We start from the raw sequence: 11,617 nt of genomic DNA on the forward strand, positions 1-11,617 counted from the left end.
ACGAACTGAGATCCACGGCAGCGTCCCGGACCGGGCCCGGCCGCTCACCACGGCCCTGACCGATTCGGTTCGGCTCAGCCGCCGGCGTTGTCGGGTCGCGTTCGCTTCGCCACCGCTGCGGGCAGGTGCCGCCCTCGTTCCTCGGGCGACCCCTACCCTCCGCTACGGCTCGGCTCAGCCGCCGGCGTTGTCGGGTCGCGTTCGCTTCGCCGCCGCTGCGGGCAGGTGCCGCCCTCGTTCCTCGGGCGACCCCTACCCTCCGCTACGGCTCAGCTCAGCCGCTCGATGACCATCGCCATGCCCTGGCCGCCGCCCACGCACATCGTCTCGAGGCCGAACTGCTTGTCGTGGAACTGGAGGCTGTTGATCAGCGTGCCCGTGATCCGCGCGCCGGTCATGCCGAAGGGGTGGCCGACCGCGATCGCGCCGCCGTTGACGTTGACCTTGTCCAGGTCGAAGCCGAGGTCGCGGTACGAGGGGATGACCTGCGCGGCGAACGCCTCGTTGATCTCGACCAGGTCGATGTCCGACGTGGTCAGGCCGGCGCGCCGCAGGGCCTGCTTGGACGCCTCGACCGGGCCGAGGCCCATGATCTCGGGGGAGAGGCCGGAGACGCCGGTGGAGACGATCCGGGCGAGCGGCGTGAGGCCCAGCTCGCGGGCCTTGGTGTCGCTCATGATGACGAGCGCGGCGGCGCCGTCGTTCAGCGGGCAGCAGTTCGCGGCGGTGACCAGGCCGTCGGGGCGGAAGACGGGCTTCAGGCCCTGGACGCCCTCGAGGGTGACTCCGGCGCGCGGACCGTCGTCCTTGCTGACGACCGTGCCGTCGGGCGTGGTCACCGGGGTGATCTCACGCTCCCAGAAGCCGTTCTTGATGGCTTCCTCCGCGAGGTTCTGCGAGCGGACGCCGAACTCGTCCATGTCCTGGCGGGTGATGCCCTTGAGGCGGGCCAGGTTCTCCGCGGTCTGCCCCATCGCGATGTACGCGTCCGGCACCAGGCCGTCCTCGCGCGGGTCGTGCCACGTGGAGCCCTCGGACTCCGCGACGGCGGCCGTGCGGGCCTCCGCCTCGGCGAAGAACGGGTTGTGCGTGTCCGGCAGGCTGTCGGAGTTGCCCTTCACGAAGCGGGACACCGTCTCGACACCCGCCGAGATGAAGACGTCGCCCTCGCCGGCCTTGATGGCGTGCAGCGCCATCCGGGACGTCTGGAGCGAGGAGGAGCAGTAGCGGGTGACGGTGCAGCCGGGGAGGTGGTCCATCCCCATCTGCACGGCCACGATGCGGCCCAGGTTGTTGCCCTGCTCGCCGCCGGGGAGGCCGCAGCCGAGCATCAGGTCGTCGATGTCACGCGGGTCGAGCTCGGGCACCTTGGCGAGGGCGGCCTTGATGATCTCGGCGGTCAGGTCGTCCGGGCGGACGTCCTTGAGCGAGCCCTTGAAGGCCCGGCCGATCGGGGAACGGGCGGCAGAGACGATCACGGCTTCGGGCATCACGGCTCCATGAGGGGAAGACGGAAGGGCTGGTTGGGAAGTTACCCGTACGTACCGCGCGGGTCACTGCGCGGATGGTGTGATGCGGGCCTCTTTTCTAAGCGGGCGCTTGCTTATGCCCCTTCCCGGCTTGCCCTTCCCCGCCGAGGACGGCCCCGAAACCGATACTCCGCCCGGATTCCGCCCCCATCGGCCCCGCCTCCCGCGGGTCCTGCCGACACGCGGCGAGGCCGCGTACGCAAGGACCTGCCGTACACCGCTGAAGCAGCGCGTACGGCAGGTCCGGGCGCCCGGCCGATCAGTGCGCGGGGCCCGCGTGACCCCTGGCGGGCTCGGCGTGCGTCGTGGTGGCGGGGGCCGAGGTCTCCGCGGCCGGAGGCAGACGGCGGCGACGGCGGTGCTTGAGCAGGGCCCAGGGCGCGCGGGCGCCCGTGACCTCCGTGCCCGCCTCGGAAGCCGCCGTCGCGGCCGCCCGGGCCACCGGCAGCATGTCCTCGTCCCGGTCCGCGTCCAGCACGTCGGTCTCCGGCCACAGGCCGAGCACCGCGCACAGCGTCGGCAGCATCGCCATGGCCGCCGTCGCGTAGCCCTCCGCCGACGGGTGGTAGCTGTCCACCCCGAACATCTCCCGCGGGTTCGCCGCGAACTCCGGGCCGAGCAGATCGCCCAGCGAGACCGTCCGCCCGCCCTGCTCGACCACCACGATCGTCTGCGCCGCGGCCAGCTGGCGGCTCACGCGGCGGGCCATCCAGCGCAGCGGCTGGTAGACCGGCTCGATCGTCCCGAGGTCGGGGCAGGTGCCGACGACCACCTCAGCGCCCGCCGTCCGCAGTCTGCGGACGGCGGCGGCCAGGTAGCGCACTGACTCCGTCGGCGGCATCCGGTGGGTGACGTCGTTGGCGCCGATCATGATCACGCACACGTCCGGGGTCCTCGACCGGTCCGCGAGCAGTTGCGTGACCTGCCGCTCGAGGTCGTCGGACCGCGCCCCGGGCAGTGCGATGTTGCGGACCTCCACCGGCCGCTCCGCCACCGCCGCCAGCCCGGACGCCAGCAGCGCCCCCGGAGTCTGGCCGGCCCTGCGCACACCCTGGCCGGCCGCGGTCGAGTCGCCGAGGACGCCGAGATGCAGCGGGTTCTCCCGGCCGAAGGCCAGCCCGTAGAGCCCGTCGCCGCGCGGAGGGATGGGTGCCCGGCCCCCGCCGACCGTGCGTTTGGCCAGCTGGACCTCGGCCAGCACCAGGCCCACCGCCGCCGCCCCGAGCAGCCCGATGCTGCCCCCGCCGTATGCCGCGCCGGCCGCGATGCGCCGCGCCACCCTCGCTCTCGACACAGTCCGTGCCACCTCCTCGCAACCCACCGGGGCCGCAGCCTCGTGTGCTGCGGCCCTCGCAGGCTTCGTCGCCTTCCAAGAGCTAACTGCCCCGTAGCGACCGTCGCCCAATCCCGCGGCCGCCCGCTTACGCTGGGCGAACCATCACGGAGACCCCGGAGAACATTGTGCGTATCCACAATTCGATGATCAGCCTGGTCGGCGACACCCCGCTGGTGAAGCTGAACAGCGTGACCGCAGGCATTTCGGCGACGGTCCTGGCCAAGGTCGAGTACTTCAACCCCGGCGGGTCGGTGAAGGACCGGATCGCCCTGCGGATGATCGAGGCGGCCGAGGAGAGCGGCGCGCTCCGGCCCGGCGGCACCATCGTCGAGCCGACCAGCGGCAACACCGGCGTCGGACTTGCCATCGTGGCCCAGCAGAAGGGCTACAAGTGCATCTTCGTCTGCCCGGACAAGGTGTCCACGGACAAGATCAACGTGCTGCGCGCCTACGGTGCCGAGGTCGTCGTCTGCCCCACGGCCGTCGACCCGGAGCACCCGGACTCGTACTACAACGTCTCCGACCGGCTGGTGCGCGAGACGCCGGGCGCCTGGAAGCCGGACCAGTACTCCAACCCCAACAACCCACGCTCCCACTACGAGACCACCGGGCCCGAGCTGTGGGACCAGACGGACGGGCGGATCACGCACTTCGTCGCGGGCGTCGGTACCGGCGGCACGATCTCCGGCACCGGTCGGTACCTGAAGGAGGTCAGTGACGGCAAGGTCAGGATCGTCGGCGCGGACCCCGAGGGCTCCGTCTACTCCGGCGGCTCCGGCCGTCCTTATCTCGTCGAGGGCGTCGGCGAGGACTTCTGGCCCTCCGCGTACGACCGGACCGTGACCGACGAGATCGTCGCCGTGTCCGACAAGGACTCCTTCCAGATGACGCGCCGGCTCGCCAAGGAGGAGGGCCTCCTGGTGGGCGGCTCCTGCGGCATGGCGGTCGTCGCCGCGCTGCGGGTCGCGGAGCGCCTCGGCCCCGACGACATCGTCGTCGTCCTGCTGCCGGACAGCGGCCGCGGCTACCTGAGCAAGATCTTCAACGACGAGTGGATGGCCGACTACGGCTTCCTGGAGGGCGAGGGCGTCGCGAACGTCGGCGACGTGCTGCGCGACAAGGAGCACGGCGGCATCCCCAGCCTGGTGCACATGCACCCGGAGGAGACCGTCGGCCAGGCCATCGAGGTGCTGCGCGAGTACGGCGTCTCCCAGATGCCGATCGTCAAGCCGGGCGCCGGCCACCCGGACGTGATGGCCGCGGAGGTCATCGGCTCGGTGGTCGAGCGGGAGCTGCTGGACGCCCTGTTCACCCAGCGCGCGTCGCTCGGCGACCCCTTGGAGAAGCACATGTCCGCACCGCTGCCGCAGGTAGGCTCCGGCGAACCGGTCGGCGACCTGATGTCGGTGCTCGGGACGGCGGACGCGGCGATCGTGCTGGTCGAGGGCAAGCCCACCGGCGTGGTGAGCCGTCAGGACCTGCTGGCGTTCCTCGCCAAGGGCGCCAAGTAGCCCGCCGGACAAGCAGTTTGCGGACGTCTGTCGCGCAATCGGTACGAGCGCGTCACGTACGCGCAGCACCCGCTTAACACGCGTACGGCACATTGGTGGATGTCGGCAGGGAGACCGGGCAGGTACCCCGGCCGGCACCACTGGCGGCGTCACAGGACTTCCGGAGCGGCTCCCGGACTCCCAGGACGCCCCGGACACGGGGACCGGTCCTGACCCGGCCCGTGTCCCTCGCGGGGACCGCCGTCGTCCCGCCCCCCGGCCCTCGGGCAGGGGGTGCGGCGGTCCCCGCGCACAGTCTTCGCGCCCTGTGCGCCGGCCGGCCCGCGCGCGGTGACGGCCGCTCAGTCCTCCCAGGCGGAACCGGTGCTCCGCGACCTGCGCTGCCACGGCAACCCGTGGGCGGCGTGGGCCACGTTCACCCCGACGATGCCGAGCCAGGTGACGACCAGACCGGGCAGGTCCGCGTTGGCGACGCCGATCGCGGAGAGCGGGACGGCCAGGACCATCGTGATGATGCCGAAGCCGAAGCGCTCCCCGAAGTTGTCCGCGGACCGCTGCCGGCCCGGGCTGCGGGCGGCGGTCGTCCGCTGCTCGGCCAGCCGGCGCCTGACACGGCGGTCGACCGTGGTGTCGAGCCGCTCCTCGACCTTCTCCAGGAAGGATTCGACGAGCGCGGAGTCGTACTCCTCGCCCAGTTCGCGCCGGGCGTGGAGGGTGGCGTCGAGCTCCTTCTTGAGCTCAGGGTCGCGGGCTTCCATGGGACCGAAGCTACGGCCGGGCGGGCCGCCGGGTCATTGGGGCTGGCCCCCCTCTTCACCCCGGGGACAACGGGAACGGGCCGTCGTGCTGTGACAGCATGTGAGGTCGGACTGCCGTCGGACGCAGGCCGGTTCGCAGGGGGAGGCGACCATGAGCACAGAGAGCACCGCACCGACCGCCGAGTACGTCCTCGGCGGCCTGCACCACGTCCAGCTGGCCGTCCCGCCGGGGTCGGAGGACCTCTGCCGCCGGTTCTGGGGCGACGTGCTGGGCATGACCGAGCTGGAGAAGCCCCCGGTGCTGGCCGCCCGCGGCGGCTGCTGGTTCCGCGGCGGCGGTCTCGAGGTCCACCTCGGTGTCGAGCAGGACTTCGCACCCGCCCGCAAGGCGCACCCCGGCATTCTCGTCCGTTCGCTGCGCGCCCTCGCGGAGCGGCTGGAGGAGTGCGGACACGAGGTGACGTGGGACGGCGAATTCCCCGGCCACGACCGCTTCTGCGCCCACGACAACGTCGGCAACAGGCTGGAGTTCATGGAGCCGCGGGCCGCGTCCTGAACGGCTTCCGTGCGCCTCGTCTTGCCCGGTCTGCATATCGTCATGCAGAGTTCATGGTGAGTGAATAGGACGACCGGCGAGCGGGCCGGACGAGGGGGATGGCATGAGCGACAGCCCTGCCGCACGACTGCAGCAGCTGTTCGAGGGGCACCGGCTCACCCCCACCCAGCGCCGCATCGCACACTGCATGGTCCGTCGTGCCGCGGACGTGCCGTTCCTGTCCAGCGTGGAGCTCGCGGAGCTGGCCGGCGTCAGCCAGCCGTCCGTCACCCGCTTCGCCGTCGCGCTCGGTTTCGACGGTTATCCCGCGCTGAGAAGGCATCTGCGCGAGGTCGTCCCACCGGAGACACCCGACACCGGCGACGCGTACAACGAGTACCAGCAGGCCGTGCGGGCCGAGATCGAGAACCTGCAGCACCTGGCCGCCATGCTCGCGGAGCCGGCGCCCGTGGAGCGGGCCGGCCGGCTGCTGGCGGCGTCACGGCCGCTGCCGGTGCTGGGCCTGCGCGCCGCGTCGTCGCAGGCCAGAGGCTTCGCCTACTTCGCCGCCAAGGTGCACCCGGACGTACGGCTCCTCGACGAGGGCGGTTCGATGCTCCTCGACCGCGTCGACGCGGCGCGGCGGGCGGGCGCGAGCGCGCTGCTCTGCTTCGCCCTGCCGCGCCACCCCAAGGAGGTCGTGGAGGCACTGGCGTACGCCCGCTCCGCCGGTCTGACGGTGGTGACGGTCGCCGATTCGGCGTTCGCCCCGGTCGCCGCCCACAGCGACCTGCTGATCCCGGCCGCCGTCGGCACCGGACTGGCCTTCGACACCGCGTGCGCGCCGATGCTGCTGGGGAGGGTCCTTCTGGAGGCCATGTGCGACGGTCTGCCGGACGCGCAGGCGCGCCTGGAGGACTTCGACGTGCAGGCGGCGGAACGCGGCCTGTTCGCGGAATGAGCCGTACCGGACCGAATTCCGCCCCTGTTTCTCAGACGGTACTCATGTACGGCCGCTAACCTCCGCGCCCACGGATCGGATCTGCCGGAGGGAGCACGGACGTGGGGCGCGGGACGCAGTCGCTGGCGCGGGTGGCGGTGGTCGTGAGAGCCGGGGCGGCGCCCCTGTGGTGGCTGGGGGTCCTGGCCGCCGGGACCGGGCTGTTGCTTCCCGGACTCACCGGGCGTCGCATCGGGGTCCTGGCCGGGGCGGCGCTGTTCCTGGTCACCGCCGCCGTGGTCGCTCTCGTACGCCGCCGCCGGTACACGCATCTCGCGGACAGCGCGACCCGTGCCGGCCGGCACGACGTCCTCCAGGACAGCCGGGTGACGCTGCGGGTGGTGCGGCGGCCGCGGCGCTGGTGGCTGCTGCTCGCCTTCCTGGCCGCCGTGGCGAGTTCGCTCGTGCTGCCTGCCGCGGGCGGTGCGGTGCTCGCAGGTGCGGGAACCGGCCTGTGGCTCAAGGCCGTGTGGCTGGGCCGGCGTGAACGCGCGACGGAGACGCTGTTGTGGCTGCCCACGGACCGGTTGGCCAAGGGGCCGGCCGGCAAGCAGACCGAGGGCTTCCGTACCACCGGCATCGCCGCCGGCGACGCCGCGCCCGGAGGGGCGCGGCGCCGGCGCTGAGGGACGGCTCAGACGTCCAGTTCGGCCTCGATCTTCTTCAACTGGTGGCGGGCCATCGCCAGGTTCGCGCGATCCTTGTCCAGCGCCAGGTAGAGGAAGAGACCGTTGGCGCCACGGCCCTTCATCAGGCGGATCAGGTGGTACTGCGTGCCGAGGGTGATGAGGATGTCCTCGATCTCGTCCTTGAGCCCGAGGTGCTCCATCGTGCGCACCTTGGAACGGACCACGTCCGTGTTTCCGGCCGCGGCCACGGTGAGGTCGAATTCCTTGCCGCCGCCGATGGTGCCCAGCGCCATGCCGCTGGTGTAGTCGACGAGTGCGGCGCCGATGGCGCCCTCGATGGTGATGGCTTCCTTCAGCGCTGTTTCGGTGTTGGCCATGGCAGGCGCACTTTCCTTCCGTCGGTTGGTTGTTCTCGCGGTGGTGCGGGTGGATCGGGTGGTGCGAGGGGCTCGTGCGGGTACTGGTTCTTCGGGAGTGGCGGCCATGTGTCAGGCGTTCTCCGGTCGTTCGAGGGCGGCGTCCACCAGCGCCCCGATACGGGCGCCGGCACGACGGGCCTCGAGATGGAGCCGGCCCACGTTGATGCGTGGCTCGGCCAGGACGGTGAGCACGGCCGACGAGCCGGCCGCGTAGGTGGCGACGTAGCCCGCCTCGCCCCGGACGAGCAGCTCCTTGAAGCCGCCCTGCCCGGTGGCCTCGGTGAGCCGCAGCGCGACGCCGAGCGCGGCGGCGGTGAGCGCGGCGACGCTCTCCGCCTCCTCCGTGTCCGCAGCCAGCACCAGGCCGTCGACGCTCGCGGCGAGCCCGCCGGTCAGCTGCGGCACGCGGGCGCGCAGCCTCTTGAGTTCACCGAGCACCTCGGTCTCGGCCGTCATGAGCTGTCTCCTCTCGGCGCGCAGCCTCAGGGCGCGCCTCATGACGGTGTGCGCAGGGCCCGGTGGGTCGTGCGGTGTGTCACAGGCTTGCCTCCAGAGCGTCGCGGAGCCGGCGTAGCAGGGCGATGTCCGGGTCGACGGCGAAATCGGCGACCCAGGCGGGCAGTGGGGCCGGATCGGGTGCGGCGGGGTCCGACGGTGTCTCGACGAGCCCCGCGGCGGCCATCCGCCGTACTTCGAGCAGGGTGTTGAACGCGGGCCGCCCGACCGCCCGGGCGATCGCCGACGGCGTGCGCACACCGTCCGCGAGCTCCAGCAACGCCCGCTGCCGGGGGGTGGCCGTCGCGCCGTGGTCGGGCGGGCGGCACCGCAGGGGCGCGGTGTCCACCTCGGAGTGCGGCCACACGGAGTCGAGGAGTCCGCGCCGCCGGCGTGCCTCCCGGGCGACCGCCACGGCCGGCACGGGACGTACGGCGCCGATCCAGTGGGCGACGCCGTAGCGGAAGCGGGTCGGCCCGCTGCCGGGCGCCAGGGCGAAGAACGCCGCGTCGTGGAGGGCGCCGAGGTGGCAGATCTCCATCTCTCCGCCGGCGACCTGGCCGCTCTCGACGAGGAAGCGGGCCACCTCGCGGCGGGCGCCCGCCTTCGCAACGGCCTCCTGCCAGCCCTCGGGGGCCAGCCGGCCGCCGGCGGTCAGCAACACCTCGACGCCGGGTGCGGCCGGGCTCTCCGCGTGCACGACCTGCCCGTCCGCGAGGTAGAGGGCGCCGTGGTCACGGACGAGGACGCCGGTGGCCCGCTCCTCCGCCAGCCTGAGGAGCATGGGGGAGACGGCCGTGGGCGCTGCGGTCATCCGAGGACCAGCCGCTCTGCGAGGTCCGCGAGGCGCAGCCGGGCGAGCGCCAGGTTCCCGGTCTCCCGGTCGAGCCAGATGTGCAGGAACACACTGCTGTCGAACGTGGTCTCCACGAAGCGCACCACGTGGTACCCGGTGCGTGTGGTGACGATGAGGTCCTCGACGGGTAAGCCCTTGGCGCCGTCCGGTGCCGCTTCCTCCTCGGGCGCGAAGGTCGGGTACTCGGCGGCCATCCTGGCAAGTTCGGCGGTCTCCGCCGCGGTCGCCTCGTGGTCGCCGCCGGGGGTCTCCCCGATGCTGCCGAGGGCGAGACCGCTGGTCCAGTCCACGATCGCGGCCCCCCGGGCCCCGGGCACCACCATGGCTTGCAGCAGACACTCGTCGATTCCGGGCACGCGGACTCCCCTCCCCGCCTCGGTGTGCCGCGCATGAACGCGGCAGTGACGGAGAGGTTACGCAACGTGCCACCCGTTGGGGGGACTTCTGGCATTTTCCAGCGGAACATGCGCGCGCCCGATAAGGTCCGCTCTCTCCCCGTCCGTCGCCAATCGCCAATTCGCCGATCGGCGCTTCGGCGGCCGGTGCCGGCGCAGGACGGCGTCATGACGGTGAGGCCGGTGGAACGCCGGGACGGGGGACCGGCGGGCGGAGGGTGCCGCCCGTCAGCGGGTGCGGTGCTCCACCGCGGCGGCGACGTCGTCCAGATCCCTCACGATCGCCTTGCGGACGGCCCTGGCGCCGAGCTTGCCGAAGACCTTGGCGAGCAGTCCCATGAAGCCGCCGGGCGGCTCGGCGCGGAACGTCAGCCGGACGGTCGTCGCCTCCGGGCCCGCGGTGAGCAGGTGGAACTCGGAGACGTAGTGGGTGCCTTGGGAATCGGCCTCCACCACATAGCGCTCGGGCGGCTCGCTGGCCGTCACGTACATCTCCTCCGTGGCCTCCTTGCCCAGCATCCGCCGGGTCTCCCGCCACCGGGTGCCGACGCCGAAGTCGCCCTCGCTCAGCACCTCGATCCGCTCCACGCCGCTGAGCGTGCGCTCCCAGCCCCGGATGTCGGTCAGGGCCTGCCACACGGGACCGGGCGGTGCGAGGATCAGACGCTCGACGACGACGCTGCTGGTAGCCATGGATCCATGGAACCACCGAGGTACGACAGCCGCCCCCGCTGCACGGTCATCGGCCGAGCAGTGCGTCCCGCTCCGCCCCGCCGGCCTCCGTGACGATGGATTCGACGCTCTGGGCCGTCCGCACGGTGGTGAACCGCACCTCGCCGTCCGCTCCGGCGGTGAAGCCGTGCACGGCGGTCCTGGGCAGGCTGTTGTAGCCGTAGTGGCTGGAGAAGTAGTAGGCGCCCGTGTCCAGGGCGGCGATCACATCGCCCGGCTCCAGCAGCGGCAGGGCCCGCTTCTCGGCGAGCAGGTCACCGGCGAAGCACGCCGGCCCCGCGATGTCCTGCTCGACACCGGGTCCCGTCTTCGGCAGCCCCTTCGCGTCGTACGCGGTGATCCGCAGCGGCCAGGACAACGGGTCGTAGACGGTACGGGTGGCGACCTGGACGCCCGCGTGGGTGACGGCGATGTGCCGCGAACCGGCGGTCTTGGCGTACTCGACCCGGGCGAGGACGGTGCCGTGCTTGGCGAGCAGGGAGCGGCCGAACTCGGTGACCAGGCCGTACCGGCCGTCGAGCAGCCCGGGGACGCGCTCCCGCAGCAGCGCGGTGTAGTCGGCGAAGGCGGGGGTGTGCTCCTCGGACGCGAAGTTGACCGGCAGACCGCCGCCGATGTCGATGGTGTCGATCTGCCGCCGGCCTGCCGCCGCGTTGATCTCCTCCGCGAGCTCGTACGCCGCGAGGACGCCCTCCGTCATCCGGGTCAGGGCCATGCCCTGGGAGCCGGAGTGGGTGTGCAGCCGGGTCAGCCAGGGCCGCTCGAGACACGCGCGGACGAGCCGCTCCCGTGAACCCTCGTCGCGGAGGGTCACGCCGAACTTGGACGTCGGTGTCGCCGTCGACAGGGCGCTGATGGAGCCGCCGCCGACCTGTGCGTTCACCCGCAGGCCCAGCGGCGAGGCGGTGGGCCCGGCGGCGACGAGCTCGTCGATGCGGGCCAGTTCCTGCCAGTTGTCGGCGTTGACGGCGATGCCCAGGGCGAGGGCCTCCCGCAGCTCGGCGACCGTCTTGGCAGGGGAGTCCAGCACGATCGAGCCGGACGGCAGTCCGGCGGCCCGCGCCAGTGCCAGCTCGCCGGGGCTCGCGACCTCCGCGCCCATGCCCTCGGCCTGCAGCAGCGCGAGCACCGGCACCAGCGGGGCGGCCTTCACGGCGAAGGCGTGCAGCACCGGCGCGTCGGTGACGGCGGCGAAAGCGGCCCGCAGCGCCGCCACCGACGAGCGGATACCCGCCACGTCGATCAGGGCGGTCACGGGCTGGTCCTCGGAGAGAAGTCCCTGTTCCACGGCCGCTCGTACGGCCCGGTCCCGGCGGTCGACAGTCATGTGCGCCAGCCAATCACCCGGCGGTTCGCGCCGCAGCTGTTGACTACATCTATTCAGGAAGTAAGTATGTGAATAGAAAATCCACACATCTTCGC

13 protein-coding genes are annotated in these 11,617 nt (G+C 72.3%); 4 read left to right on the forward strand and 9 right to left on the reverse strand.

What is annotated here, in order from left to right:
* Positions 1 to 269: 269 nt before the first annotated feature.
* On the reverse strand, positions 270 to 1,490 hold the full coding sequence (locus tag ACTMTU_RS32475; RefSeq protein WP_441267011.1) for an acetyl-CoA C-acetyltransferase: 1,221 nt from the start codon (positions 1,488 to 1,490) through the stop codon (positions 270 to 272).
* Positions 1,491 to 1,788: 298 nt separating this feature from the next.
* Positions 1,789 to 2,808: an SGNH/GDSL hydrolase family protein gene (locus ACTMTU_RS32480; protein WP_441267075.1), complete on the reverse strand. Its 1,020-nt coding sequence runs from the start codon at positions 2,806 to 2,808 to the stop codon at positions 1,789 to 1,791.
* 182 nt (positions 2,809 to 2,990) lie between these two features.
* Between ACTMTU_RS32480 and ACTMTU_RS32485 the strand changes: the two genes are divergently transcribed.
* Positions 2,991 to 4,376: a cystathionine beta-synthase gene (locus ACTMTU_RS32485; protein WP_441267012.1), complete on the forward strand. Its 1,386-nt coding sequence runs from the start codon at positions 2,991 to 2,993 to the stop codon at positions 4,374 to 4,376.
* A gap of 341 nt (positions 4,377 to 4,717) precedes the next feature.
* Here ACTMTU_RS32485 and ACTMTU_RS32490 read toward each other — a convergent pair whose 3' ends face one another.
* Positions 4,718 to 5,134: a hypothetical protein gene (locus tag ACTMTU_RS32490; RefSeq protein WP_441267013.1), complete on the reverse strand. Its 417-nt coding sequence runs from the start codon at positions 5,132 to 5,134 to the stop codon at positions 4,718 to 4,720.
* Between the two features lie 151 nt (positions 5,135 to 5,285).
* Between ACTMTU_RS32490 and ACTMTU_RS32495 the strand changes: the two genes are divergently transcribed.
* The 3 genes from ACTMTU_RS32495 to ACTMTU_RS32505 all read left to right on the forward strand — a co-directional run bounded on the left by ACTMTU_RS32495 (position 5,286) and on the right by ACTMTU_RS32505 (position 7,295).
* Positions 5,286 to 5,690 carry a glyoxalase gene (locus ACTMTU_RS32495; protein WP_441267014.1) on the forward strand — a complete coding sequence of 135 codons (405 nt, stop codon included), beginning with the start codon at positions 5,286 to 5,288 and terminating at the stop codon, positions 5,688 to 5,690.
* Between the two features lie 103 nt (positions 5,691 to 5,793).
* Entirely contained in the window at positions 5,794 to 6,630 is an 837-nt protein-coding gene (locus tag ACTMTU_RS32500; RefSeq protein WP_441267015.1) for a MurR/RpiR family transcriptional regulator, read from the forward strand.
* 101 nt (positions 6,631 to 6,731) lie between these two features.
* Positions 6,732 to 7,295: a hypothetical protein gene (locus ACTMTU_RS32505; RefSeq protein WP_441267016.1), complete on the forward strand. Its 564-nt coding sequence runs from the start codon at positions 6,732 to 6,734 to the stop codon at positions 7,293 to 7,295.
* An 8-nt stretch (positions 7,296 to 7,303) separates the two neighbouring features.
* On the opposite strand, the gene ACTMTU_RS32510 is transcribed toward ACTMTU_RS32505, so the two are convergent.
* From ACTMTU_RS32510 to ACTMTU_RS32535, 6 genes are all read right to left on the reverse strand, one after another.
* Complete coding sequence (locus tag ACTMTU_RS32510) at positions 7,304 to 7,675, reverse strand: hypothetical protein (RefSeq protein ID WP_364591817.1); 372 nt, start codon at positions 7,673 to 7,675, stop codon at positions 7,304 to 7,306.
* A 111-nt stretch (positions 7,676 to 7,786) separates the two neighbouring features.
* Positions 7,787 to 8,173: a roadblock/LC7 domain-containing protein gene (locus tag ACTMTU_RS32515; protein ID WP_159691316.1), complete on the reverse strand. Its 387-nt coding sequence runs from the start codon at positions 8,171 to 8,173 to the stop codon at positions 7,787 to 7,789.
* A 79-nt stretch (positions 8,174 to 8,252) separates the two neighbouring features.
* Positions 8,253 to 9,026: a transcriptional regulator gene (locus ACTMTU_RS32520; protein WP_441267017.1), complete on the reverse strand. Its 774-nt coding sequence runs from the start codon at positions 9,024 to 9,026 to the stop codon at positions 8,253 to 8,255.
* Positions 9,023 to 9,424, reverse strand: a complete 402-nt coding sequence (locus ACTMTU_RS32525) for a hypothetical protein (RefSeq protein ID WP_441267018.1) — start codon at positions 9,422 to 9,424, stop codon at positions 9,023 to 9,025. Before ACTMTU_RS32525 ends, ACTMTU_RS32520 begins: the two co-directional genes overlap by 4 nt.
* A 267-nt stretch (positions 9,425 to 9,691) precedes the next feature.
* Complete coding sequence (locus ACTMTU_RS32530; RefSeq protein WP_441267019.1) at positions 9,692 to 10,156, reverse strand: SRPBCC family protein; 465 nt, start codon at positions 10,154 to 10,156, stop codon at positions 9,692 to 9,694.
* A 46-nt stretch (positions 10,157 to 10,202) separates the two neighbouring features.
* A complete protein-coding gene (locus tag ACTMTU_RS32535) occupies positions 10,203 to 11,522 on the reverse strand; it encodes a diaminopimelate decarboxylase (protein ID WP_441267020.1) in 1,320 nt (439 codons plus the stop codon).
* Between the last annotated feature and the right edge of the window lie 95 nt (positions 11,523 to 11,617).

The sequence above is a fragment of the Streptomyces sp. OZ13 genome (assembly GCF_052068155.1).
Lineage (GTDB): Bacteria > Actinomycetota > Actinomycetes > Streptomycetales > Streptomycetaceae > Streptomyces.

What these genes read in the sequence shown, in the direction of transcription:
- ACTMTU_RS32490 (WP_441267013.1), bottom strand. Translation starts at nt 5,134, where the DNA reads ATGGAAGCCCGCGACCCTGAGCTCAAGAAGGAGCTCGACGCCACCCTC.
- ACTMTU_RS32520 (WP_441267017.1), bottom strand. Translation starts at nt 9,026, where the DNA reads ATGACCGCAGCGCCCACGGCCGTCTCCCCCATGCTCCTCAGGCTGGCG.
- ACTMTU_RS32515 (WP_159691316.1), bottom strand. Translation starts at nt 8,173, where the DNA reads ATGACGGCCGAGACCGAGGTGCTCGGTGAACTCAAGAGGCTGCGCGCC.
- ACTMTU_RS32475 (WP_441267011.1), bottom strand. Translation starts at nt 1,490, where the DNA reads ATGCCCGAAGCCGTGATCGTCTCTGCCGCCCGTTCCCCGATCGGCCGG.
- ACTMTU_RS32510 (WP_364591817.1), bottom strand. Translation starts at nt 7,675, where the DNA reads ATGGCCAACACCGAAACAGCGCTGAAGGAAGCCATCACCATCGAGGGC.
- ACTMTU_RS32495 (WP_441267014.1), top strand. Translation starts at nt 5,286, where the DNA reads ATGAGCACAGAGAGCACCGCACCGACCGCCGAGTACGTCCTCGGCGGC.
- ACTMTU_RS32500 (WP_441267015.1), top strand. Translation starts at nt 5,794, where the DNA reads ATGAGCGACAGCCCTGCCGCACGACTGCAGCAGCTGTTCGAGGGGCAC.
- ACTMTU_RS32530 (WP_441267019.1), bottom strand. Translation starts at nt 10,156, where the DNA reads ATGGCTACCAGCAGCGTCGTCGTCGAGCGTCTGATCCTCGCACCGCCC.
- ACTMTU_RS32535 (WP_441267020.1), bottom strand. Translation starts at nt 11,522, where the DNA reads ATGACTGTCGACCGCCGGGACCGGGCCGTACGAGCGGCCGTGGAACAG.